Raw genomic sequence first — 22,835 nt, forward strand, 5'->3', positions numbered from 1 at the left:
GTTAGGTATCGGAATCCCGCAGGCTCGGGCCTTGCCCGGAGCCGCCGCCGTCGCCGCCGCGCAGCGTGTGGGCGGCAGTGGTCGCGGCATGGGTAGCCTGCTGGCGGCGGTGCATCCGCTTGGCCCAGGCCGGTTGCTCTTGCTTCTGCGAGCCTGCGGTGCCGTCTGCGGTCTGGCCGGGGCCAGCACCGTCGCTGCCGGCTTCTGTGCCGTTCCAGCCAGCGCGGAAGGAGTCGGCCACCTTCTGCCCAACAGCGGAAGCACCAGAGGTGACGCTGCGGCCTGCGGCTTGTGCGCCAGTCTTGGCGACATTGCCGAGGCCAGCCGCCGCGCCCTTGGCACCGCCGCCGGCCGCAGCGGAACCGGCCTGGAACGCCGATCGGGCACTGCCGGCCGCCGAAGTCGCGGCACGCGCACCGGCACCGGCCAGCTTTGCGGCCGCCGGGGCCATTCGTGCCCCGGCCATGACGGCGCCGCCCACGCCCGTTACGGCGGCGCCGATGGCAACGCCGGTGCCGACAGCCCCGACCGCAGCACCAGCCATCGCGCCCGCACCAAGCTGTGGCGCACCGGACACCAGGCCGGTGGCGATACCGGGGCCGAAAATGCCCAGCGCCAGCAGCGCGAGCGAGGCCAGCATCACGACCAGCGCGTGGTCGATGGATGGTTCGTCGGGATGCACCTGGAACTCGGCGAACAGGCCTGAACCGATGCCGACGATGACGGCCAGCACCAAGACCTTGATGCCTGACGACACCACGTTGCCTAGCACCTTTTCCGCGAGGAACGAGGTCTTGTTCCAGAGTGCAAACGGGATCAAGACGAAGCCGGCGAGCGTAGTCAGTTTGAACTCGATCAGCGTGATGAAAAGCTGTACGGCCAGCACGAAGAAGCAGAGGATCACCACCAGCCAGGCGATGAACAGAACCACGATAGGGTCGATGTTCACGAACACCTCGGGGAACCCAGCCATGTCCCCGATCTGTTCCAGAATCGGCGCGGCTGCGTCGATGCCGGTCTTCGCCAGCCGGCCCGGCTGAAGGAAGTTCTCCATCGTGATGGCCGAGCCGGTAGCGGTAATTCCCAAGCCGGCGAACGAGCGGAACACGATGCTCGCCAGCCAGTTGAAGTTGCCGATGATGTAGGCGAACGCGCCGACACAGAGCACCTTGCGCAGCAGCTTGGCGATCACGTCGTCGCCCTGGCCGGTGGCGTGGCTCATGGCCCAATACAGGCCAGCGATCGTCATGTCGATGACGATGAGCGTGGCGGTGAGAAATGCCACTTCGCCCTGCAATAAGCCGAAGCCCGAGTCGATGTAGCGCGAGAACGTATCGAGGAAACGGTCGATGATGGTCACGTCGTTCATGGCGAATCCTCGGGCGGAGTGAGCGGAACGGCGCCCTCTGGCAATTCATCTGCGGGCGTATCGAAGCTCGGCGGAATCGGCGGGAGTTCAGCCAGCGAGTTGTATTCATCCGGCCCGGTATGGCCGGCGAAGAAGCGCCGCCGGAAGGCTTCAGCGGCGGCGCGGCAGGCATCCTCGCCCACGGCCTGCCGGTCGGCCGCGCATTGCCCGCGCAACGCCTTGAGCCGCACCGGATCTGCGGCCAGGGCGTCGGCCAGGTTCTCGGCCGGCTGCTGGCCGCACGCGGTCAGCAGCACGGCCATCAGGACGGAAGCGCATCGCATGGCCGCCTCCGGTCAGTTGTTATAGAAGTTGACGGACTGCGGCGTGTACGGCGTGCCGGTGCCCAGAAAGCGCCGCCGCACTTCGCGGGCGCGCTCCATAGCCGCCGCTTGCCGCGCCAGTTCCAGTGAAGCGGCCCGGTCTTGCGTGATCTGGAGCTGCTGCGCCTGGATCGACTGCTTGGCCTGCAAAGCCAGGAGCTGGTTCGTCGCCTGCATCGCTTGCAGCGCGCCGGTGGCCGACTGGCTCTGGCTCACGAGATCGGCCAGCGCGCTTTCGTCTTGGGCGAGGTTCTGCGACACCTGCGCCTGCATCCGCATCGCGGTGTGCAAGCCGTTCAAGGTGTTCTGCCAGCGTTCGCGGGCGTCCTGTGCCATGCGGTCGCCGCTGATGGTGGCGGCGTACTGTTCCGGGTACAGGCGGGCGAACGTGGCATCCATGCTCTGCACGTCGTAGGCCAAGCCGCGCGCCTCGGCGATCAGGCGCTCGGTGGTGGCGAGCGTCGAGCGCAGGCGGTTGACGATGTTGAAGTCGAGATTTGCCAGGTTCCTGGCCTGGTTCATCAACATCTGCGCCTCGTTCTGAAGCTGGTTGATCTGGTTGTTGATCTGTTCCAGCGTGCGCACGGCGGTCAGCGTGTTCTGCACGAAGTTGGACGGGTCGAACACCGTCAGCGCGGATGCGGGCTGCACGGCCAGCAGCGATACCGACAGCACGGCAGCGAGTGAGACAGAGAGCAAACGGGGCTTGGTCTTCATGGTGAAACCTCCAGCGGTTGAGAAGCGAGAAAGGAAGCTGCCGCCGGAGCGGACGGCAGCAGGTCGGCGGCCCAGCCGAGGCCGCGATGGCGCAGCCACGCGCCGGCGAAGCCGGGAGCGCCGGCCTGCGTCAGCACGCGGTCAATATCGCGTTGGTCTTGAGGGGTGGATGCGCCCGCGAATGCGAGCGCGACAGGCCCCAGGTCGAGGTCGAACAGGCGATTGCCGAGGCGCGACTGGTAGTAGTAATCGCGCTTGGGCTGTGCGGTCGCCACGATCTCAATCTGGCGGCTGTTCAAGCCGAAGCCTTCGTAGATCGTGCGAATCTGCGGCTCGGTGGCCTGCGGGTTAGGTAAGAAGATCCTGCTCGCGCAGCTTTCGATGATGGCTGGCGCGATGGTCGAGTCCTTGATGTCGGCCAGCGACTGCGTGGCAAAGATGACGCTGACGTTCTTTTTTCTGAGCGTCTTGAGCCATTGCCGGATGCGGGCCGCGAAGGACGGCTCATCGAGGAACAGCCACGCTTCATCGAGGATCAGCAGCGTGGGCGCGCCGTCAAAACGTTCGTCGAAGCGGGCGAACAGGTAGCGCAGCACTGCTTGCACGGCGGCGGGGCTGTGCATCAGTTCTTCCATCTCAAAGCCCTGCACGTCGGCCATGCCCAGCCGGTCGTGGTCAGCGTCCAGCAGCTTGCCGTGGGCGCCGCCCAACACATAGGGCGCGAGCGCTTGGCGCAGCGCGTTGGACTGCAATAACACCGACAAGCCGGTCATGGTGCGCTGCTCCACTGGCGCACCGGCAAGGCTTCGCAGCGCCGACCAAATGGCAGCCTTCTCGTCCGGGCCGACCGTCACGCCTTCGTGCAGCAGCCGGCCCTCCACCCATTCGGCGGCCCAGGTGCGGTAGCCCTCGTGGGCTATTCGCGCGAGTGGCTGGAAGGCGATGCCGCCATCGGCACCGAGGTCGTAGTGCTCACCGCCAAGGCCGAGGATGGTGGCGCGCATCGAGCGCCCCATGTCGAAGGCGAAGATCCGCGAGCCGAAGTAGCGCCGGAACTGCATGGCCAATATGGCGAGCAGCACCGACTTGCCCATGCCGGTCGGCCCGGCGACAAGGGTGTGCCCCACGTCGCCGATGTGCGTCACCAGCCGGAACGGCGTCGCGCCATCGGTGCGGGTGACGATCAGCGGCGGGCCATCGAGGTGTTCGTTCTTCTCCGGCCCAGCCCATACCGCTGACATCGGCATCATGTGCGCCAGGTTCAGCGTCGAAACGATGGGCTGACGCACGTTCGCGTATGCGTTGCCGGGGACGGACGACAGCCAGGCATCGACTGCGTTGAGGGTTTCGGGGATGGTCACGAAACCCCGGCCCTGGATGACGCGCTCCACCATGCGCAGCTTCTCGTCGGCCACGGCCGGGTCGGCGTCGAGCACCGTCACCGTGGCGGTGAGGTAGCCGAAGGCGACTTGATCGCTGCCCAGCTCCTGCAAGGCGGCATCGGCGTCGGCGGCCTTGTTGCTGGCATCGGTATCGACCAGCGGGCTTTCCTGCTGAAAGATCGTTTCGCGCAGCAGCGCGATGACGTTCTTGCGCTTGGCGAACCATTGGCGCCGCAAGCGCCCCAATTCCCGTTCCGCCTCGGCTTTGTCCAGGCACAGGAAGCGCGTACTCCAGCGATACGCAAAGCCCAGGCGGTTGAGGTCGTCCAAGATCCCCGGCCAGGTCGAGGTCGGGAAGCCTCGTACCGACACCACGCGCAGGTGCTGATCGCCCAGCATGGGCGCCAGGCCGCCGACCAGCGCGGCATCGGCCAGCAGTGCGTCGATATGGAACGGCACGTCGGGCACGCCGACGCGATAGCGCCGCGTGGAGACTGTGGCATGCAGGTAGGTCAGCGTCTGGCTATCGTCCAGCCAGGCAATCTCCGGCATCACACCATCGAGCAGGTCGAACACGCGATCGGTCTCTGCCACGAAGGAATCAAGCCGACCACGCCAGTCCACACCCTCAGTGGGCCGGTTCTCGTACAGCATCCCAGCCGCACGGGCGCGAGACTCTTGCGGCGGTAGGTGTTGCAACGTGAAGTGATAGACGCTCTCGAAATGGCCATCCGACTCCTCGAACGCCGCGCGTCGCTCCTCATCCACCAGCCAGGACAGTGGTTCGGGAAAGGAGGATTGCGGATAGCTCGATGCCCGCATCCGCTCGGCCTCGATATAGAAGGCCCAGCCAGACCCGGTACGGCGAAGCGCGTTGTTCTGCCGCGCCGACGTGGCAATCAGCTCGCCCTGTGTCGCACTGTCCAAGTCGGGGCCGCGAAACTGGAACGTGCGTTGAAACGAACCATCTTTGTTCAGCACAACGCCCGGCGCGACCAGCCCGGCCCAGGGCAGCCAGTCGGCAAGCAAGGCCGGGCGCTGACGATATTCGGCAAGGTTCAGCATGGCGTCCTCCCCTCACACGTCCAGAAGCGGGCGGTGTTTGATATGCCGCGCGAAGACCTGCATGAACTGCGGATCGACGCGCGCACCCCATACGGCCAGCGAGTGGCCGACGATCCAGAGCACCACGCCGGGAATCCACAGTTGCAGGCCCAGCCCGACGGCGGCGGCTAGCGTGCCGTTGGCAATCGCCACGGTGCGCGGCGCACCGCCCAGCAGGATCGGCTCGGTCAGCGAGCGATGCAGCGGCACTTCAAAGCCCGGAAGATCGGTGGCCTTACTCATACGACGGCCCCTCCGGAGAAGCTGAAGAACGACAGGAAGAACGAGGACGCGGCGAACGCGATGGACAGGCCGAACACGATCTGGATCAGCTTGCGAAAGCCGCCGCTGGTATCACCGAACGCCAGCGCAAGCCCCGTCGAGATGATGATGATCACCGCCACGATCCGGGCGACTGGCCCTTGGATGGATTCGAGGATGGAGGTCAGCGGCCCTTCCCACGGCATCGAGGAACCGGCGGCCTGCGCCGTGCCCGCCAGCAACAGCATCAGCGCGGCCAGCAGCAGCCCTTGCCCTGCGGGACGGGCCAGGTGGCGCAGCCGCGCCATGCTGGACAGGCGAGAAATAGGATTTACGGAAAGACGGAAAGCATCAACGTGCGTCATGGCAGTTCTCCAGGTTGGTCAGGGGTCGAGGAAGGCGCAGCGGCAGCGGCTGCAAGAGGAACCGGCGGCAGCTCGGGAAACGGCGTTTCCAGCGCATCTGTCAGGCGATAGCCCGCACCGTCGAAGCCGACGACACGGGAGATGGTTTCGACGTGACGTTTGCGGCCACGGCCTGCGATGTGAATCACCACGTTGACCGCCTCGGCGATCAGGGCGCGGGGCGGATTCACTGCCACTTCGAGGATCAGTTGCTCCAGACGCAGCAGTGCGCCCAAGGCGGAGCCGGCATGGATGGTGGCAATGCCGCCGGGGTGGCCGGTGCCCCAGACCTTCACCAAGTCCAGGGCTTCGCCGCCACGCACTTCGCCGACGATCACGCGGTCAGGCCGCAGGCGCATCGTGGCCCGCACCAGCTCGGTCATTGTGACGACGCCGGCGCGGGTGCGCAGCGGCACATGGTCGCGGGCCGCGCATTGCAGCTCGATGGTGTCTTCGAGCACCAGCACGCGGTCGCCTGTGGCGGCGATCTCGGCCAGCAGCGCGTTCGCCAGCGTGGTCTTGCCGGTGCTGGTGCCGCCGGCGATCAGGATGTTCTGCCGCTCGCGCACGGCGCGGCGCAGGAACTCGGCCTGCCCGGCGGTCAGGATGCCGTCGGCCACGTAGCGATCCAGGCCGATGATGCTCACGGCCCGCTTGCGTAGCGCGAAGGCTGGCCCCGGGGCGGCCGGAGGCAGGATGCCCTCGAAACGCTCGCCGGTTTCCGGCAACTCGGCGGTCAAGAGCGGCTGGCCGCGATGCACCTCCGCGCCGACATGCGCGGCGACCAGGCGGATGATGCGTTCACCATCGGCCTCGGGCATCTCCACGCCCAGCGGCGAGCGACCCGACGACAGCCGATCCACCCACAGGGTGCGATCGGGGTTGAGCATGATTTCCACAACATCCGGATCTTCGAGCGCAGCGGCGATCAGCGGCCCCATCGCCGTGCGCAGCATCTGGATGCGGCGATCCTGGGACGCCGCGGCGGATGAGCGAGATTCAGGCGGAATCTGCGGAACGGCACTCATGACGCACGCTCTGCAGCTCGCTCATCGGCGGACGCCATCGCTGCTGCGTCATCCATCCGCATCGGATCGGGGTGCAGTTCCTCCACCACGTCGCGCACCAGACTGCGGCCACGCAGCAGGTGGCGACCCAACTGCTCGACGAACTGCTCGAAGCGCGCTTTGCCCTGGGCGCGGGCCGCGTCCTTGTGGGCTTCTGGCACCGGCGTGCTGATGGTCAAGAAATAGCGGATGAACAGCGCCAGCGTTTCGATCTGGATGTTCTGGTCGCGCTCCATGCGTTCGGTCTGCCGCGACAGTCGATCCAGCCGCTTGGCAATGGCGGCCTCACGCTGGTCGCCCGCATCGGGTGACAGCCAGGACGCCAAGGCCGCTGCGACGATGGAGGACTTGGACACGCCTTTCTTGGCGGCAAGTTCATCCAGGCGCTTGGCGTGCTCGGGCTGGATGAAAAGATTGAGGCGGTATTGGCTCATAGGTCGATTCCGTCGTTGGGGTCGAGAGAAGCCAGCCGGGCCGTGCGCTGCATGGCCGGGTCGAGCTGGCCGGGAAGCGGGAGCGCCAGGTCGTCGTCATCGAGCAGCTCCAGGTCGTTCGCACACGCGTCCAACTCGGGCTCGTAGGCGACGGTTTCGGAGAGTTCGAGCTGGCGGCGCGGGCCGCCGTCATCGGTGCCGCCCGGACCATCGGCGGATACCGAGGTCGGCGCCGTAGGTACGGCCGGGATCGCCAAGCCGCTCCAGTCGTCGGGGCGGGCTGGCGGCGCGTCGGCGTACCTCCCGACTGCGAGCACGGGCGGTGGCAGGACGCGATCCTTGAAATTGGCGTCGACGTAGTAACGCAGCTTCTTCGCGCGGATCGGGGCAACGCTGGACACCATGACTACGGCGTCCTCAGGTGGAAGCTGCATCACCTCGCCGGGCGTCAGCAGCGGACGTGCAGTTTCCTGACGCGACACCATCAGGTGCCCCAGCCACGGAGCGAGGCGGTGGCCCGCGTAGTTGCGCTGCGCGCGAAGCTCGGTGGCGGTGCCGAGGGTTTCGGAAATCCTTTTCGCCGTCCTTTCGTCGTTGGTGGCGAAAGTCACCCGGACATGGCAGTTGTCGAGGATGGAATGGTTCTGCCCATACGCCTTGTCGATCTGGTTCAGGCTTTGAGCGATGAGAAAGCTGCGGATGCCGTAGCCGGCCATGAAGGCAAGCGCGGACTCGAAAAAATCGAGGCGACCCAGCGCCGGAAACTCGTCCAGCATCAGCAGCAGCTTGTGCCGGCGCGCGATGCCATCGCTGCCGTCGAGCGATTCGGTCAGCCGCCGCCCGATCTGGTTCAAGATGAGCCGGATCAGCGGCTTGGTGCGGCTTATGTCGGAGGGCGGCACCACCAGATAGAGCGATACCGGGTGCTCGGCGGAAATCAGGTCGGCGATGCGCCAATCGCAGCGCGATGTGACTTCGGCCACGGTCGGGTCGCGGTACAGGCCGAGAAACGACATGGCGGTGGAGAGCACGCCCGATCGCTCGTTGTCCGACTTGTTGAGCACTTCGCGGGCAGCGGATGCGACAACCGGGTGAGGCGCATCGCCCAGGTGCTTCGTCGTCATCATCCGGTGCAGCGTCAGCTCGAACGGACACGCCGGGTCGCTGAGGAAGTTGGCGACGCCGCGCAGCGTCTTGTCCTCGCCTGCGTACAGAACATGCAAGATTGCACCGACCAGTAGCGCGTGGCTGGTCTTCTCCCAATGATTGCGCTTCTCTAACGCACCTTCAGGGTCAACCAGAATGTCGGCGATGTTCTGCACGTCGCGCACTTCATGTGCGCCGCGCCGGACTTCAAGCAGCGGGTTGTAGGCGGCCGACTGCCTATCGGTGGGGTTGAAAAGCAGGCAGTGCGAAAAGCGCGAACGCCAGCCCGCCGTGATCTTCCAGTTCTCTCCCTTAATGTCGTGAATGACGGCGGACGCCGGCCACGAAAGCAACGTAGGCACCACCAAGCCCACGCCCTTGCCCGAGCGCGTGGGTGCGAAGCTCAGGACATGTTCCGGCCCCTCATGTCGGAGGTATTGGTCGTCGTGTTGGCCGAGGAAGACGCCCGCCGGGAGGGTCAGTCCAGCTTTGCGGATGTCGACGGCATCGGCCCAGCGTGCCGAACCATAAGTCGTAACCAGCCGCGACTGCCGAGAACGCCATACCGACATGGCGATGGCGACGAGTAAAGCGAACAAACCGCTACCACCCGCAATCGCACCGCCTGTGTCGAAGACGTGCGGCGCGTAGGCATCAAAGAAGAACCACCATTCGAACAAGCGCCACGGGTGATAAACCGGTACACCTAGAAGATCGAACCAGGGCGATCCGAGGCGTACTTGATAGCCAAGGGTCGCTGCTGTCCATTGTGTGGCGCCCCAGACGCCGGCGATCACGATGCCGATTACCACAGCGATCTGGCCGAACAGAACGTTCGTCCCTTGCATGACCTGTCCTCCGATTTCTCCTGCGCTGGTGTCTCATTGAAAGCGTTGCACAGGGGGTGTCGCAGGCGTCAGGATCGGTTCTGGGCTAGTGCCGGTCAAAGACCGTTCGCAGCACAATGGTCGAGGGAAAAGAAAGAATGAGCGCGGTGGCGAGTCAAAGAAAAGCGCCGCAAGCGAAAGCGCACTGCGGCGCATACAGAGTTCCAAGCAAGTTACCCAAAAAAAGCCGTCAATGGGCCTTGCTTCCACTCATAGGCAATATTTAGATATCATGAAAAACGATGATATTTAAGATTGGAATAAAAATGAAAAATATCAAGAGTATGGATCTCAACTTGCTCAAGGCGCTGGACGCATTGTTAGACGAACGCAATGTGACACGGGCGGCGGCCCGTCTGGGACTAACCCAGCCGGCCTTGAGTGGCATGCTGACGCGGTTGCGCGAGAGCTTCGGTGACCCGCTTTTCGCGCGCTCGCAGCGGGGTATCGTTCCAACGCAGCGGGCGCTGGATCTAGGGATGCCTGTCAAGCAGGTGCTCGCCGAAATCGACGCGCTGCTCCAGCCACCTTCCTTCAATCCGGCCACCGCACAACTGACCTTCTCCATCGCCGCGACGGACTATGCGCTGCGTGCCGTTGCTGTCCCATTTCTATCGGCACTTAAACGGCACGCACCGCGTGTACGAGTCTCATTAGTGCCAGTCGAGAGCGGGCAGCTACAGAACCAGCTTGAGCGCGGTCAGATCGATTTAGCCCTCCTGACGCCAGAGATCACTCCGCCAAATCTGCATGCCCGAGAGCTGTTCAAGGAACACTATGTGTGTGTCCTGCGGGAAGACCATCCTGCGGCTATGGGGCGCAAGCTGACCGTTAAACAGTTCTGTGCTCTCGACCATGCGCTTGTTTCCTACGATGGTGGAGGTTTCCGCGGCGTCACCGACGATGCGCTAGAACAGTTGGGCAAACGACGCAGCGTCACACTGTCGGTCAAGAGCTTTCTGATCTTGCCAGACATCCTGCGTGCCAGTGACATGGTTGCGATCTTGCCGAGCCGCTTGGTCGCCGGTATGGACAAGCTGGCTATCTCCCTGCCGCCGGTGAAGATACCGGGGTTCACCAAGACGGCTGCTTGGCACGAACGCACCCATCACGATCCAGCACATCGCTGGATACGAGCACTGCTGTTCACTTCCTGTGCTAACAACAAGTAGGCAAGATCGCTCCTATCGTCATGCTCAGCACAACTCTACCTCGCACTACAAATAAGCAATCAGTCGGCTCAATTGGAGACGCGCCCTTTCGTAGCGCCGCTGCGAGATAGCCTAGTCGGTGGATGGCAGAACCTAGGCCTTGATATCATATTTTATGATATCAAAAATAGAAACTTAGGATTTCACTTATTGCAGATGGAGGCTCATGATTTGCTCCATGACCACTTGAATGACGCAGCCACCCCTGTTGCGTCATCGACATTTTGTGAAGGAGCTTCGATATGAGCAAGCAACAGAACGCCATCCTCTGGCCCGAAGGCTACACGCCGGGCTTTACTGAGAATTTCGCCTCCAATGAGATCATCGCCGCCGGCTTGAGCGCGGCCGACGTATGGCCTCTACTCGTCACACCATCGCTGTGGCCAAGCTACTACGCCAACTCGGCTAACGTGTGCTTTCATGACGGCAAAGGCCCGGTACTGGCCGACGGCGATCGGTTTTACTTCGAGACCTTCGGCTTCCCGGTAGAGGGGCAGTGCAACGAATACGTGCCACCTGCGGATGGGCAACCCGGCCGCGTGGCCTGGCACGGCTGGTCCGGCGAGGAAGGCACAGATACGCGCCTGGATGTGCATCACGCCTGGCTGGTTGAGAACCTGGACGGCAGGCGCGTGCGCATCCTCACGCAGGAAACTCAGAAGGGCAAACCGGCCGAGGAGCTGCACAACGCCAAACCCAACCCGATGATCAACGGCCATCAGGACTGGCTCGACAGCTTGGTCGAGGCAGCGCGCAAAGCCAAGCAGGCGTAGTGGTCTCCGGCCGCTTGATCCCAAGCGTCTGAACGGAGAAAACCATGATGAGAACTCCCCTCAGGATTCTGCTGGTCCTGACTTCGCAGGCAACGATGGGCGACGAACTGCTCAACCGCGAATGGTTCCGCAGTCGGACCGAAGCGAAGGTGCTGATCGAACGTTGGCGACAGTTCTACAACGAGCAGCGGCCGCATAGCGCGCATGCTTACAAACCGCCGGCGACGATCCGGCGCAACTGGATCCAATCCGATAGCATCCCCTCCGAACTCACTGCCTGACTGGCTACAAAGTTCGTACTCAGGTCACCTTGGCGCAGGCACTGAAGGTGGAGCCACCCGGAATGGGTGCTCCCACCGCCTTACGCGCACTGGCTCGAACTCTCCCGAGGCGCCGGCAAGCTCGTCACATAGCGACTAGAGAGAGGAGGTGACCGTACGAGTTCCCAGCGCCCGATCCACTCTGGGAGCTGGGTCGCCTAGCGACTACGCTACCAATGGAGCTAGCGATCAACTCGATAACTTGAGCGTGATAACGCCCAGGATGATCAACGCCACGCCAAGGTATCGCATCAGGGAGGTTGGGTCGCCATAGAAATGAATTCCGACTAAGAAAGTTCCCGCCGCTCCGATACCCGTCCACACCGCATAAGCAGTCCCAATCGGTATCTGACGCTGAGCAAGCCATAGGAAGGCGCCGCTAATTGTCATGAAAGAGACGGCTACTGCGACCCCACTCCAACGCGATGTTGGCTCTTGCGCCATTTTCAGCCCGACCGGCCATCCGATTTCAAACAATCCAGCCAAAACAAGATAGATCCAACCCATTGCGATTCTCCTTCAAATTTTTCATATCCGGCATACATACTCCGGCATGACCACCAGCTTAGAACTTCGGCGGCTCTTTAGGCGTGGTGTGGGGCACATCGCCATCTTCGTAAAAGCGCTTTCGCGTAGCCTCGGCAACCCGGTTACATAGTTGGTCGCCCAGCATTGGTCGATCCAACTTGCATTGCTTGCGCAACTCTTTCAGACGCTCAGGATTGAGCGCTAATTCATCGACTGTCGGAAGGTTGGCTTTATCTGGTTTCCCAGATGGGCTGCAGGCTGCCAATGTCGAGGAAAGCAATATGAGAGCAATCTTCTTCATGGTTAATTTTCTTTGGGAGATTGTGTGATGGTTTACCGCCGACCTTTGGCATCTGGAGATTTGATCGAATGAACGCGTTCCATGAAGCGAGTCAGCATTTCTGACGGCTCGCTGGCCGGCCGTAGTAGATAGGTCGTGAGCATTGGCGAACGTCCAGTCAGCGGCCGTGCGACCACCCCCTGTTCCCTGCTGGCTGTGATATGCGCGCCTCCTGTGAGGCCTAGTGCAAGTCCCGCCGAAACCAGGACCATCATTAGATCGCTGGAAGTCACGCGTTCGGCAATCAGTGGCTCTATGTCCACGCGACGTAGCACCCGTTCAACTTGCCGAGCATGGCCCTCACACGCCACCGCGTCGCAGAGCACCAGCGGATACCGCAACAGCTCTTCTAGGGGAATCTGTTTGTGGGATAGCAAGGGGTGCCGTGCGGGCACAGCTACCATCAGAGGGTCACTCCACACCGGCACGGCGATGATGCCTTCGCCGACTTCATCCGATTGAGCGAAGCCGAGATCGTACAGTTCGCCACACAATCCCTTGATTTGCTGTGCCAAAGGCACCTCGAAGAAGCGAACTTCCACTTCCGGCTCTTCCTGCCGGCAGAGCGCCAACAACGCAGGCAGGCGCGATGGCGTGATTCCATCAGACAATGCAATACGGAGCTGGCAATGAAAGCCATTGGCTGCGGCGTTCACACTGTCGCGCGCCTGCTGCAAAGCTGCGAAGACACGCGGCACGCTCTCAAAGAAGAGCCTGCCCGCACGAGTCAAGCGGGTGCTCCGAGTGGTTCTCGCAAATAGCGCTACGCCCAACTCTTCCTCAAGTTCCTTGATGGCGCGCGACAGCGGCGATGTCTCTATGTGGAGGCGCTCTGCGGCTCGGGCAAAGTGCAGCTCCTCTGCCACCGCCAGAAAGTAGCGCAGGTGTCGAATTTCCATGTTCGCATTCCTCATCACTCAGGCCTCACCACCTTCGCCTTGCGTCACGCTATTTAGCTAGCCTTCGCAAGCTGCTCCAGCATGTTTCTGCGATCAAACAGGAGAGCCGGATAATGCTTTTGCCAGGACGCCCCATTGCATGGCTGTCTCGGCCCGCGTGCGGATCAGCGAAGCCTGCGCTGACAGCCCCCCGGCCTCAGCCTCGGCCACCACCGTGGCGTCCACTTGTCCCGCCTCGAACAGACGTCGGCTGCGATCGAGCTGACGCTCCGCGACTGCGACACCCTCGGCCTGATGCTCCAGTGCTGCGTGCTGCGTATGCCAACCGAGATATGCGTTCTCTACGTCCTGCAAAGCACTCAACAAAGTGCGCTCGAACTCCGCACGGGCAGCTCGGCTGCGCGCCTCTCCGGTCTCGATGCCGGCACGGATCGCGCCACCATCGAAGATCGGCAACGACACCCCGGCCCCAAGTGAAAAAATGTTTCCAGTGATGCGGGTTCCCACACTCTCTACGCGCTGCCGTCCGCCGCTCAGGTCCAACACCAGCCTGGGGAAGCGTTCGCCTTCGGCTGCGTTCCAGCGCGCGGTTTCGGCGGCGAACTTCGCTTCGGCGGCGCGCACGTCGGGCCGCTCACTCAGCAGGTCCGCAGGTATGCGTGTCGGTGTCCAGTCCGGGACGGCGAGCGACGCAAGAGTTGGGGAAGCTGCAGGCGCTCCGGGCGTTTGTCCCACTAGTACATCGAGTGCATGCGTCGCCTCGCCGCGCGCACGCCGCAGTTGCTCTTGCTCCACGCGCAGTGCGACGACGCCGGCGCGGGTACGCTCGATGTCGAAGCCGGTAGCTTGTCCGGCCTCGAACTTCCGTTGCATCAGCAAGACGAGTCGTTCTGCGGATGCCAGCCGCGCCGCGGCTAGCGCTTCGAGCTCACTGGCTTGGCGCTGCTGCACAGCCGCCGACACTGTTTCAAACGCGACCTGCCACCGCGTGGCAACCCACGCTTGTTCGGCTGCCACCGCATCCAGGCGCGCACCTTCTGCTGCCTGCGAAAGCCGTCCCGACAGGTCTGCCTTCCACGATGCGGACAACGTGGCGCGGCCATCATTGCCGATTGCAACGTTCTCTGAATAGTCGCGTCCTCGAGTTGCCTGCGTGCCCGCGGACAACGAGGGGAGCAGGGAGGCCCGTGCTCGCCGCGTGGCGGCCGATGCCTCGTCCACGCGCGCTCGCGCAATCGTCAGTTCGGTATTGCGCTCCAGCGCCGCCCGGACCAAGGCATTGAGGTGCGGATCGCCGTAGGCCGTCCACCAATCGACGGGAAGAGTACGGCGGGACGATTTGTCCAAGATGCCTTCACCTCCCTCTTCATTTGAGAAATGGGCCGGTACATCCAGGCGAGGTGGATCGGCAGAGTGCGGGGCATGGCTGCAGGCCGCAAGAAGCAGTAGCGGAGAAATCATGGCAATGAGGCGATAGCGTTCAAGAATTTGAGACATGGCAGCTCCTTGCGTTCCGAAAAAGTCTTGACGGACTGTTGTATGGCTTCTACTATACCGTCTGGACTGTATATGACTCAAGCTTTTTTGGAGCACGACCATGCCGCCCCGCGCGAAAACAAAGTTGCCCCCCCGTCCACTGCCCATAGCAGCGCCGATGCGCAGCCCGGCCTCCAGCAAGGAGCCCAGCGAACTCGCGACCGCATCCTGCAGGCCGCCCGCGAACTGGTGCTGGAGGAAGGTGCCAGTCGCTTGACACTGGACGCCGTCGTTGTGCGGGCCGGGTTGAGCAAAGGGGCGTTTCTCTATCACTTCAAGACCAAACGCGATTTGTTCGTGACACTGATCGACGAGATGATCCGGGCGTTCGACGCGGTACAAGCCAATCACGAGCGCAGGTTTGCCGGAGATCCGGACCCCTGGCTGTCGAGCCAGGTGGAAGCGATGCCCGACGACGAGATGCAGAAGATGGGCGCAGCGCTGCTCGCGGCAGCTGCGGAAGATCCAACACTTCTCGACCCACTGCGCGAGTGGTACCGCGTGCAGTACGAACGCGTGCGTCGATCCCCGCGTGGCACCGAGACCGCGGCACTCATCATGCTGGCATTGGATGGCGCCCTGTTCGCCGATCTTCTGGGTTTGCCAATACTCGCACCCGCAGAGCGGCGGCATTTCTTTCGGGCGCTCCAGGATCTCGCCTCGGGCCATCTCGAACTTGTCCCGGCAAAAGGACGCACATGAGTCGCGTCCGTAGCGGTGTCATGACCGCGTGCGCACCGCGCTCCTTGGCGGTTGCTTGCACACTATCCATTTCGACTCTGCTCTCAGGGTGCGGAAACTCGCAATCCACCGTATCCGAGCCTCCGCGCGCAGTGAAGCTCGCCGCCGCGCAGTCGGATCTCCCGCATAGCTCTCGCATCGAATTGACTGGCTCGGCGCGAGCAACCGAGCGCAGCATCCTAGGATTTGAAACAGGAGGACGGATCGCCAAGTTGAACGTCGACGTGGGTGAACGGTTCTCCCGCGGCCAAGTCCTGGCAGAACTTGATGCGCAACCTGACCGGCTTCGCGTGACACAAGCGCAAGCATCCCTGGCGGCCGCCGAAGCCGGCCTGATGGATCGACGTGTACAGACAGATCAACAGCGCCGGTTGCTCGAAAGCGAAGTCATCTCCCCTGCTGCGTTCGAGAGCGCGAAGGCGCAGCTAGCGGTCGCAGAGGGTCAAGCGCGCACTGCCAAGGCGGCGCTTGGCCTGGCCGAACGAGCACAACGTGGCACGATGATCGTCGCTCCTTTCGATGGTGTCGTGGCGGAAAAGCTGGCTTTGGCGTTCACCGACATTGCTGCTGGTGCGCCGGTATTTCAGGTCGACGGCGTGCGCAGTGGCACTGAGATCATCGCGAACGCGTCTACTACACAGGCACCTCACATAGATGTCGGCCAACGCGCAGAACTGAGCTGGAGCGGAGCCGAACAACCAATCCGAGCGGTGGTACGTCGTGTCGGTCTGCGCGCCGAAAATGGCTCGCTCCTACCCGTGGTGCTAGTGCCTGAAGATAACGCGCAAGCGCGCGCACTTCGGCCAGGTATTCCCGTACAGGTCGTGCTCGACGCACCTGCGGCAACCTCCAAGACCTCTCGGCCCGAGACTGTATCCATACCTTATGCCTCGCTGGTGCTCGGCACGAAGCCGGGCGAGGCTTCCGTCTTCGTCTACACCCCTGAAGATAAGAAGGTGCACCGTCGCGCGGTGCGCTTCACGCCGGTACAGGAAGGAGACAGCGCGCGCGTCCTCGCTGGACTCAAGCCCGGCGAGACGGTGGTTGCCGCCGGAGGAGGATGGCTCACCGATGGACAGCCAGTGACACCACTGGAAGCCACCACTCAATTGACCAAGCGCTAACGCGATCCACCAGGTTACTTCATCATGAAGATCACCGAGATGGCGCTGCGCGCCAGTCGACTTACCTACTTTGTAGCGCTCATCATTTTCGTCGCCGGCATCGCGACCTTCCTGAATTTTCCTTCTCAGGAGGAGCCGACTGTCACGGTCCGCGATGCGATGGTCACGGCGTTGAACCCGGGGCTGCCCGCCGAACGCGTTGAGCAACTCATTGCCCGGCCGATCGAGGAGCGCTTGCGCGAACTGGCAGAGGTCAAGCGCGTGACGAGCACCGTGCGCGCAGGCAGCGCCATGATCCAGGTCACGATCTGGGACCGCTACACCGACTTGGCACCGATCTGGCAGCGCGTCCGGGCCAAGGTCGCCGATTCGAAGGATGCCTTACCACAGAGCACGATGGGGCCTTTCGTCGACGAAGACTTCGGCCGCGTCGCGGTTGCCTCGATTGCGGTCACTGCACCAGGTTACTCCATGAGCGAGATGCGCGTCGCGCTCAAGCAGATGCGCGACCGCCTGTACACCGTGCCTGGTATTGAGCGCATCACTTTCTACGGCCTGCAGGAAGAGCGCGTCTATCTCGAATTCGATCGGCCTAGGCTCGCGCGATTGGAGCTGACACCACAGGGGGTGATCGACCAACTCGTCAAACAGAACGTCGTCGCTTCGGGTGGACAAATTGTTGTCGGCGGCATCAATGCAACCTTGGCGGTCAGTGGCGAAGTGCGTGACGCTCCCTCCCTGCGAGCAATGCCGATCGCGCTGCCACGACCGCAAAGTAGTACGGCGCCCGTGCCGACGATCGCATTGGGTGAACTGGCGCAGGTGAGTGTGCGGCCAGCCGATCCGCCGGAATCTGCTGCCATCTACAAAGGCCAGCCCGCTGTCGTCATGGCGGTTTCGATGGCCTCCGGTCAGAACGTGGAGCAGTTCGGAAAAGCGCTCAAAGCACGGGTTGCAGACCAGGAGAAGCTGCTGCCGGCGGGTTTCGATCTGTCATACGTCACTTTCCAGGCCGATGTCGTCAAGCACGAGATGGGCAAAATGAACCACGTCATGATGGAGACGATCATCGTCGTCCTCGGTGTCGTCGTGCTATTTCTCGGTTGGCGCACCGGGATCATCGTGGGCATGATCGTGCCGTTGACGATCCTCAGTGCACTCATCGTCATGCGCGCGATGAACATCGAGCTTCAGAACGTCTCGATGGGCGCCATCATCATTGCGCTCGGCTTGTTGGTGGACAACGGCATTGTGATTGCCGAAGACATCGAACGCCGCCTGGCCGGTGGCGAAGATCGTAAGCATGCCTGCCTCGAGGCGGGCCGCACGCTCGCCATTCCGCTGCTCACGTCCTCGCTCGTGATCGTGATCGTGTTCTCGCCGTTCTTTTTTGGCCAGAACGCCACGAGCGAGTATCTGCACAATCTCGTGGTCGTGCTGGCACTGACGTTGTTCGCTTCGTGGCTGCTGTGCCTGACTGTCACGCCCCTATTGTGCTACCACTTCGCCAAACCCCATCACAAGCAGGAGCAGGGCGACGCCTATGACACCCGCTTCTACCGTGGCTACCGGCGCGTACTGGAGTGGGTGCTCCACCATAAGGCGGTCTATGTAGCGTCGATGATCGCGGCGCTTGCCATTGCGCTGTATGGCTTCACCACCCTGCCGTACGATTTCATGCCCAAGTCCGACCGGCTTCAGTTCCAGATTCCGGTGCAGCTCGCCCCCGGTACCGACTCGCGCGAAACGCTCGCCCGCGTGAAGCAGATCAGTGGTTGGCTGGGCGACACGAACATCAATCCAGAAGTCTCCGATCACATCGGCTACGTCGCCGATGGTGGCCCGCGCTTCATCCTTAGCCTGAATCCACCACTGCCGGCATCGAACATCGCGTACTTCGTTGTCACATTGAAGCCGAAGAGCGACATCGACGCCGTCCTCGCCCGCACCCGCAGCTACTTTGCGCAAGCACATGGCGACGTGCGCGCCGAGCCCAAGCGTTTCTCGCTCGGTGCGACCGAGTCAGGGACTGCCATTTATCGCGTCAGCGGTCCGGATGAGGAGGTATTGTTGGGGGCCGCGTCCAAAATCGAAGCAGCGCTGCGCAAGCTGCCCGGCACCATCAACGTCAAGAACGATTGGGATACGCGCGTTGGCCGCATCGACGTACGGGTCGACCAGGACCGCGCGCGTCGGGCGGGCGTGACGACTGAAGACATCGCTGGCGGGCTGGATGTCCGCTACAGCGGCAGATCGATCTCGGTTATTCGCGACGGTGACACCTCCGTCCCGATCGTCCTGCGCAGTATCGTAAGCGAGCGTCGCAGCACGGCAGACGTAGGCGCGACGCTCATCTATCCCACCAACGGCGGTCCAGCGGTGACGCTGGCTCAGGTCGCAGACGTATCGCTCGCGAGCGAGCCCTCGGTCATCCAACGGCGCAATCTCATCCGCACGATCACCGTGCAAGGACAGAACACCTCTTACACCGCCCAGGAGATCATCAACCGCCTGGCGCCTAGCGTCGCTGCCCTGGACCTGCCCGCGGGCTACTCGGTTGAACTTGGCGGCGAGATCGAGGAAGCCGCCGAATCGAACGCCGCGCTGTCGACCTACATGCCCCTCGCATTTCTGGCGATGCTGATGCTGTTCGTATGGCAGTTCAATTCTTTCCGCAAGCTCGGTGTGATCCTCGCGACGATCCCTTTCACGCTTATCGGCGTGGTATTGGCTCTGAAGCTGACCGGCACACCTTTCAGCTTCATGGCGACCTTCGGCGTACTGGCCCTGTTCGGGATCATTGTCAACAACGCCGTGCTCTTGCTGGAACGCATCGACCAGGGGCTAGCGGAAGGCCTGCCACGCCATGAAGCCTTGGTTGGGGCCGCGATACAACGGCTTCGTCCAATCGTGATGACCAAGGTCACCTGCATTTCGGGACTGGTGCCACTCATGCTCTTCTCCGGACCATTATGGAAAGGGATGGCGATCGCGATGATCGGTGGGCTGGCACTCGGAACGCTGGTGACGTTGGGCTTGATTCCGCTGCTTTACGAAGTCCTGTTTGGAATCAAGCGAATTGGGCCGTGGAACCTGAGTGTCGCCACCGCGCATGGAGATCGCTCATGAGTCTCTTGCGAGCCGCCGCGTGCTGCGCATTCTCAGAATTCGTATGCACCCACGCTTCATGCGTATGTCTCGCTAGGCTTATGCGATTCAGCACCCATCCGCTGATCTGGAAATCCTGGTCGATTGTCATTGCCGCAGGGGTTCTAGGAGCGGGCTATCCACTGGGCCTGCGGGCCATCACGGCGGGCGGTCCGATGCGCTGGGTCGGCCTCTGTGTGGCAGTGACGTGCATGGCGGCCAGCGGCGCACTTTTGTGGTTCGCGCTCAAGCGGATTCCGATCAGCGCGGCCTCTGCAGCCTGGGCAGGAATCGGGCTACTTGGAAACTTGGGCGTCGGCGCCCTCCTACTAGGCGATGTCGCATCGGTAACGCGCTGGTCTGGCACCGCCCTCATCGCAGCAGGCATTGCCTGTCTTAGTTTCGTTTGATCAAGGAGACCCATTATGAAGAGCAAAACTGCATTGATCCGCGGCGGCATCTTTTTTTGCGTAGCAGGCGCGCTCTCTGGATGCGCGACCAACAGCATGACGCGCTCCGGATTTCTCGGCGACTACGAGAAGTTATCGCCGACACGATACGAGAACGTACTGATGTACCGCGCAGCGGGATTCGAGCCCAAGCGTTATGCCGCTGTCGTGGTGGAAGAAGCGCAGATCAAGACCGCCTCGGGTCGCATCGATGGGCTCGATGACGCGCAGCAGCGCGAAGTGCTAGACCATGTGACGAGCGAACTGAAACGCCAGGAAGGCAAAAGTCCCGCCCCCCCAGGTGGCGCGGGACAGGTTCGGGTGCGTGTAGCGGTCACCGAACTGCAGACACCGAATCGGGCAGTCAATGCAATGACGACCCTGCTGGTTGGACCCGTGACGACGGGTGGTGCCAGCCTAGAGTTCGAAGCAGTCGATTTAAGGACGGGACGCCGGGTTGCTGCCGCCAGTTGCTTCGAGCGCGGCAACGTCATTAAAGAGTTCGCCGGTTCGTACACATTGCTGGGTCATGCCAAAGCGGCGATCACGAACTGCATCGAGCGCATCGACAGCGCTTGGCGGGACACGCAGCCATGAGCAACGCTTCACAGGCTTGGCTCCGGCAGGATGCCATGGTCGGCGGTGATCACAAATGGCTGGCGGGTGGCGACTGGACGATAGAGCACTACGCCAGTCTGGCAAAATCCGTGTCCGCCGCCCGCATCAGTCATGCCGAGGGGTACGCCACTCCCTTACTCGACTGGACGCAAGTCCAGAGACTGGACACCGCCGGCGCGGCTCTGCTGGTGGAAATTCTCGGGCCAGACTCGATACTCGACCGGCCGGAGGCAGCTCCAAATCTGTCCTCGGATCGCCTCGCCCTAATGAGAGCGCTGGCCGCCGCTGCTACCGATCAGCAGAAGACGGAGAAAGCAGCGGTGAGCGGGAATCCTCTGCTCCGCGGTCTGGGACGCATAGGCCTGACCTTGGAACAGGGCTGTCGTGCGTGTCTTGGTCTGGCCGGGTTCGTGGGCCAGATCATCGAAACATGGAGCCGTACCGTTCGTCACCCGCGTCGCTGGCGCGCGACCTCGGTGATCGCTCAAATCCAGCGATCAGCGGTGGACGCCATTCCCATCGTGGCGCTACTGAGCTTCATGGTAGGAATGGTGGTGGCGTTCCTGGGAGCAACGGTGCTGGCCAACTTCGGTGCGAGCATCTTCTCGGTGCATCTGGTCGCCTTCTCGTTCATGCGCGAGTTCGGAGTGCTGCTCCCGGCCATATTGATTGCAGGCCGTACCGCAAGCGCGTACACCGCCCAAATCGGTTCGATGAAGGCAAATGAAGAGATCGATGCGCTTCGCTCCAACGCGCTCGACCCCATCGAGTTACTGGTGCTGCCACGCGTGCTGGCGCTTCTTGTGTCCTTGCCACTGCTCACCTTAGTAGGCATCTTGGCTGGCATTGCGGGCGGCGCCACCGTATGCGCACTGAGCTTGGAAATTCCTCCCGCACAGTTCCTTGCCATCGTGCAGGAAAAAATCGAGGTGCGCCATTTTCTTGTCGGAATGAGCAAGTCCCCGCTCTTCGCGGTGATGATCGCCGCTATCGGCTGCCATGAAGGGTTCAAGGTCGCCGGTAGCGCTGAGTCGGTAGGCGACCACACGACGTCTAGTGTCGTGCAATCAATCTTCATGGTGATCCTGATAGACGCCATCGCTGCACTGTTCTTCATGGAGATGGGCTGGTGAGCGCGGTGAAGCAAGACACCGACAACGGTGTGCGACACGCTATTGAAGTGCGCGGCCTGGACAACAGGTTTGGAACCCAGCAGGTCCATCAGGACCTAGACCTGGACGTGCGGCGCGGGGAAATCCTTGGCGTGGTGGGAGGGTCAGGCACCGGGAAATCCGTGCTCTTGCGTAGCGTCGTCGGGCTGCAGAAGCCGCATTCGGGCGTGGTCCGTATCGGGGGGCGCGACCTACTGCGAGCCCAATGGCTTGCGCGCGCGCGTATGGAGCGAAGGTTCGGCATTCTGTTCCAGAAGGGCGCGTTGTATTCATCGCTGACCGTCTTGGAGAACGTCGCTCTTCCTTTGATCGAGCATGTCGGTCTGGCGCGGCCTCTTGCCGAGCGTTTGGCAAGAAGCAAGCTGGGCTTGGTGGGGTTGCCTGCCGGAGCGGGAGACAAGTATCCGGCCTCGTTGTCCGGAGGCATGGTGAAACGAGCAGCACTGGCGAGAGCCTTGGCGCTTGATGCGAACATCCTGTTTCTTGACGAACCCACCGCAGGACTGGATCCAATCGGGGCTGCATCTTTCGACCAATTGATTCTGACCCTGCGCAATGCACTGGGCCTCACGGTGTTTCTGGTAACCCACGACCTCGATACGCTGTACACCATATGCGACCGTGTCGCGGTCCTGGCGAACCAGAAGGTACTCATCAACGACGGCATCGAGGCAGTCGAGCGCTTCAAGCACCCGTGGATACAGGAATACTTTCACGGCCCCCGTGGCCGTGCGGCCGCACAGGCCACTGGTGCTTCCAGCCAAGAGACGCAGCCATGAAACCCCTCCGCATCTGCATCATTCTTCCGTCGCGCACGCATTGGGCTGGGCGCACGCAATATTTA

General features: G+C 62.4%; 22 protein-coding genes and 1 pseudogene. 10 read left to right on the top strand and 13 right to left on the bottom strand.

The features are described from left to right. Position 1: 1 nt before the first annotated feature. Genes trbL through O0J73_RS02995 form a run of 9 tightly spaced genes read right to left on the bottom strand, consistent with a single transcriptional unit; the run spans position 2 to position 9,094 of the window. Positions 2–1,369: a P-type conjugative transfer protein TrbL gene (trbL, locus tag O0J73_RS02955; protein ID WP_001000746.1), complete on the bottom strand. Its 1,368-nt coding sequence runs from the start codon at positions 1,367–1,369 to the stop codon at positions 2–4. Continuing rightward, positions 1,366–1,692: a hypothetical protein gene (locus O0J73_RS02960; protein ID WP_014603538.1), complete on the bottom strand. Its 327-nt coding sequence runs from the start codon at positions 1,690–1,692 to the stop codon at positions 1,366–1,368. The genes trbL and O0J73_RS02960 overlap by 4 nt, the downstream gene beginning before the upstream one ends. Before the next feature lie 12 nt (positions 1,693–1,704). Next, entirely contained in the window at positions 1,705–2,448 is a 744-nt protein-coding gene (trbJ, locus tag O0J73_RS02965) for a P-type conjugative transfer protein TrbJ (protein ID WP_003092277.1), read from the bottom strand. Then, the gene (gene trbE / locus O0J73_RS02970) at positions 2,445–4,895 is read right to left on the bottom strand and encodes a conjugal transfer protein TrbE (protein ID WP_000933135.1); all 2,451 of its coding nucleotides are present in this window, start codon (positions 4,893–4,895) and stop codon (positions 2,445–2,447) included. Before trbE ends, trbJ begins: the two co-directional genes overlap by 4 nt. 12 nt (positions 4,896–4,907) lie before the next feature. Then, positions 4,908–5,177, bottom strand: a complete 270-nt coding sequence (locus O0J73_RS02975; RefSeq protein WP_003092280.1) for a VirB3 family type IV secretion system protein — start codon at positions 5,175–5,177, stop codon at positions 4,908–4,910. Further along, a complete protein-coding gene (locus O0J73_RS02980) occupies positions 5,174–5,560 on the bottom strand; it encodes a TrbC/VirB2 family protein (RefSeq protein ID WP_000150010.1) in 387 nt (128 codons plus the stop codon). The genes O0J73_RS02975 and O0J73_RS02980 overlap by 4 nt, the downstream gene beginning before the upstream one ends. After that, positions 5,557–6,627, bottom strand: coding sequence for a P-type conjugative transfer ATPase TrbB (gene trbB, locus O0J73_RS02985; RefSeq protein WP_023093367.1), 1,071 nt, complete (start codon positions 6,625–6,627; stop codon positions 5,557–5,559). The genes O0J73_RS02980 and trbB overlap by 4 nt, the downstream gene beginning before the upstream one ends. Continuing rightward, entirely contained in the window at positions 6,624–7,100 is a 477-nt protein-coding gene (locus O0J73_RS02990; protein WP_000085131.1) for a ribbon-helix-helix protein, CopG family, read from the bottom strand. The genes trbB and O0J73_RS02990 overlap by 4 nt, the downstream gene beginning before the upstream one ends. Next, positions 7,097–9,094 carry an IncP-type conjugal transfer protein TraG gene (locus O0J73_RS02995; RefSeq protein WP_001163195.1) on the bottom strand — a complete coding sequence of 666 codons (1,998 nt, stop codon included), beginning with the start codon at positions 9,092–9,094 and terminating at the stop codon, positions 7,097–7,099. The genes O0J73_RS02990 and O0J73_RS02995 overlap by 4 nt, the downstream gene beginning before the upstream one ends. A 305-nt stretch (positions 9,095–9,399) precedes the next feature. On the opposite strand from O0J73_RS02995, the gene O0J73_RS03000 reads away from it, so the two are divergent. The 3 genes and pseudogenes from O0J73_RS03000 to O0J73_RS03010 all read left to right on the top strand — a co-directional run. Continuing rightward, positions 9,400–10,305, top strand: a complete 906-nt coding sequence (locus O0J73_RS03000; RefSeq protein ID WP_023093368.1) for a LysR family transcriptional regulator — start codon at positions 9,400–9,402, stop codon at positions 10,303–10,305. Between the two features lie 281 nt (positions 10,306–10,586). Continuing rightward, positions 10,587–11,117, top strand: a complete 531-nt coding sequence (locus O0J73_RS03005) for a hypothetical protein (protein WP_000043569.1) — start codon at positions 10,587–10,589, stop codon at positions 11,115–11,117. Between the two features lie 95 nt (positions 11,118–11,212). Then, a pseudogene (locus O0J73_RS03010) lies at positions 11,213–11,398 on the top strand (integrase core domain-containing protein); the annotation flags it as partial. 228 nt (positions 11,399–11,626) lie between these two features. Here O0J73_RS03010 and O0J73_RS03015 read toward each other — a convergent pair. From O0J73_RS03015 to O0J73_RS03030, 4 genes are all read right to left on the bottom strand, one after another. Continuing rightward, complete coding sequence (locus O0J73_RS03015; protein WP_000539741.1) at positions 11,627–11,944, bottom strand: multidrug efflux SMR transporter; 318 nt, start codon at positions 11,942–11,944, stop codon at positions 11,627–11,629. Positions 11,945–12,002: 58 nt separating this feature from the next. After that, the gene (locus O0J73_RS03020) at positions 12,003–12,266 is read right to left on the bottom strand and encodes an EexN family lipoprotein (RefSeq protein WP_000717310.1); all 264 of its coding nucleotides are present in this window, start codon (positions 12,264–12,266) and stop codon (positions 12,003–12,005) included. Positions 12,267–12,298: 32 nt separating this feature from the next. Next, on the bottom strand, positions 12,299–13,204 hold the full coding sequence (locus O0J73_RS03025) for a LysR family transcriptional regulator (RefSeq protein WP_000405670.1): 906 nt from the start codon (positions 13,202–13,204) through the stop codon (positions 12,299–12,301). A gap of 93 nt (positions 13,205–13,297) precedes the next feature. Then, the gene (locus O0J73_RS03030) at positions 13,298–14,701 is read right to left on the bottom strand and encodes a TolC family protein (RefSeq protein ID WP_308307965.1); all 1,404 of its coding nucleotides are present in this window, start codon (positions 14,699–14,701) and stop codon (positions 13,298–13,300) included. A gap of 72 nt (positions 14,702–14,773) precedes the next feature. Here O0J73_RS03030 and O0J73_RS03035 point away from each other — a divergent pair, with 72 nt between their 5' ends. The 7 genes from O0J73_RS03035 to O0J73_RS03065 all read left to right on the top strand — a co-directional run bounded on the left by O0J73_RS03035 (position 14,774) and on the right by O0J73_RS03065 (position 22,770). Further along, positions 14,774–15,442: a TetR family transcriptional regulator gene (locus O0J73_RS03035; protein WP_143485411.1), complete on the top strand. Its 669-nt coding sequence runs from the start codon at positions 14,774–14,776 to the stop codon at positions 15,440–15,442. A gap of 131 nt (positions 15,443–15,573) precedes the next feature. Further along, positions 15,574–16,605: an efflux RND transporter periplasmic adaptor subunit gene (locus tag O0J73_RS03040; protein WP_225984323.1), complete on the top strand. Its 1,032-nt coding sequence runs from the start codon at positions 15,574–15,576 to the stop codon at positions 16,603–16,605. Positions 16,606–16,629: 24 nt separating this feature from the next. Continuing rightward, the gene (locus O0J73_RS03045; RefSeq protein ID WP_003092293.1) at positions 16,630–19,734 is read left to right on the top strand and encodes an efflux RND transporter permease subunit; all 3,105 of its coding nucleotides are present in this window, start codon (positions 16,630–16,632) and stop codon (positions 19,732–19,734) included. 80 nt (positions 19,735–19,814) lie between these two features. Beyond that, positions 19,815–20,162, top strand: coding sequence for an SMR family transporter (locus tag O0J73_RS03050; RefSeq protein ID WP_038421338.1), 348 nt, complete (start codon positions 19,815–19,817; stop codon positions 20,160–20,162). 15 nt (positions 20,163–20,177) lie between these two features. Then, complete coding sequence (locus O0J73_RS03055) at positions 20,178–20,798, top strand: DUF3313 family protein (RefSeq protein ID WP_000837791.1); 621 nt, start codon at positions 20,178–20,180, stop codon at positions 20,796–20,798. Beyond that, positions 20,795–21,952, top strand: a complete 1,158-nt coding sequence (locus O0J73_RS03060) for an ABC transporter permease (RefSeq protein ID WP_000063629.1) — start codon at positions 20,795–20,797, stop codon at positions 21,950–21,952. The genes O0J73_RS03055 and O0J73_RS03060 overlap by 4 nt, the downstream gene beginning before the upstream one ends. Continuing rightward, positions 21,949–22,770 (top strand): ATP-binding cassette domain-containing protein, encoded by an 822-nt coding sequence (locus O0J73_RS03065; RefSeq protein ID WP_023093371.1) that lies wholly within the window; start codon positions 21,949–21,951, stop codon positions 22,768–22,770. Before O0J73_RS03060 ends, O0J73_RS03065 begins: the two co-directional genes overlap by 4 nt. Positions 22,771–22,835: the final 65 nt, after the last annotated feature.

Source organism: Stenotrophomonas sp. Sm6012 (assembly GCF_030985895.1).
Lineage (GTDB): Bacteria > Pseudomonadota > Gammaproteobacteria > Xanthomonadales > Xanthomonadaceae > Stenotrophomonas > Stenotrophomonas forensis.

Bases quoted from the DNA above. Each gene is read 5' to 3' on its own strand.
- trbL (WP_001000746.1), bottom strand. From the start codon at position 1,369: ATGAACGACGTGACCATCATCGACCGTTTCCTCGATACGTTCTCGCGC.
- O0J73_RS02960 (WP_014603538.1), bottom strand. From the start codon at position 1,692: ATGCGATGCGCTTCCGTCCTGATGGCCGTGCTGCTGACCGCGTGCGGC.
- trbJ (WP_003092277.1), bottom strand. From the start codon at position 2,448: ATGAAGACCAAGCCCCGTTTGCTCTCTGTCTCACTCGCTGCCGTGCTG.
- trbE (WP_000933135.1), bottom strand. From the start codon at position 4,895: ATGCTGAACCTTGCCGAATATCGTCAGCGCCCGGCCTTGCTTGCCGAC.
- O0J73_RS02975 (WP_003092280.1), bottom strand. From the start codon at position 5,177: ATGAGTAAGGCCACCGATCTTCCGGGCTTTGAAGTGCCGCTGCATCGC.
- O0J73_RS02980 (WP_000150010.1), bottom strand. From the start codon at position 5,560: ATGACGCACGTTGATGCTTTCCGTCTTTCCGTAAATCCTATTTCTCGC.
- trbB (WP_023093367.1), bottom strand. From the start codon at position 6,627: ATGAGTGCCGTTCCGCAGATTCCGCCTGAATCTCGCTCATCCGCCGCG.
- O0J73_RS02990 (WP_000085131.1), bottom strand. From the start codon at position 7,100: ATGAGCCAATACCGCCTCAATCTTTTCATCCAGCCCGAGCACGCCAAG.
- O0J73_RS02995 (WP_001163195.1), bottom strand. From the start codon at position 9,094: ATGCAAGGGACGAACGTTCTGTTCGGCCAGATCGCTGTGGTAATCGGC.
- O0J73_RS03000 (WP_023093368.1), top strand. From the start codon at position 9,400: ATGAAAAATATCAAGAGTATGGATCTCAACTTGCTCAAGGCGCTGGAC.
- O0J73_RS03005 (WP_000043569.1), top strand. From the start codon at position 10,587: ATGAGCAAGCAACAGAACGCCATCCTCTGGCCCGAAGGCTACACGCCG.
- O0J73_RS03015 (WP_000539741.1), bottom strand. From the start codon at position 11,944: ATGGGTTGGATCTATCTTGTTTTGGCTGGATTGTTTGAAATCGGATGG.
- O0J73_RS03020 (WP_000717310.1), bottom strand. From the start codon at position 12,266: ATGAAGAAGATTGCTCTCATATTGCTTTCCTCGACATTGGCAGCCTGC.
- O0J73_RS03025 (WP_000405670.1), bottom strand. From the start codon at position 13,204: ATGGAAATTCGACACCTGCGCTACTTTCTGGCGGTGGCAGAGGAGCTG.
- O0J73_RS03030 (WP_308307965.1), bottom strand. From the start codon at position 14,701: ATGTCTCAAATTCTTGAACGCTATCGCCTCATTGCCATGATTTCTCCG.
- O0J73_RS03035 (WP_143485411.1), top strand. From the start codon at position 14,774: ATGACTCAAGCTTTTTTGGAGCACGACCATGCCGCCCCGCGCGAAAAC.
- O0J73_RS03045 (WP_003092293.1), top strand. From the start codon at position 16,630: ATGAAGATCACCGAGATGGCGCTGCGCGCCAGTCGACTTACCTACTTT.
- O0J73_RS03050 (WP_038421338.1), top strand. From the start codon at position 19,815: ATGCGATTCAGCACCCATCCGCTGATCTGGAAATCCTGGTCGATTGTC.
- O0J73_RS03055 (WP_000837791.1), top strand. From the start codon at position 20,178: ATGAAGAGCAAAACTGCATTGATCCGCGGCGGCATCTTTTTTTGCGTA.
- O0J73_RS03060 (WP_000063629.1), top strand. From the start codon at position 20,795: ATGAGCAACGCTTCACAGGCTTGGCTCCGGCAGGATGCCATGGTCGGC.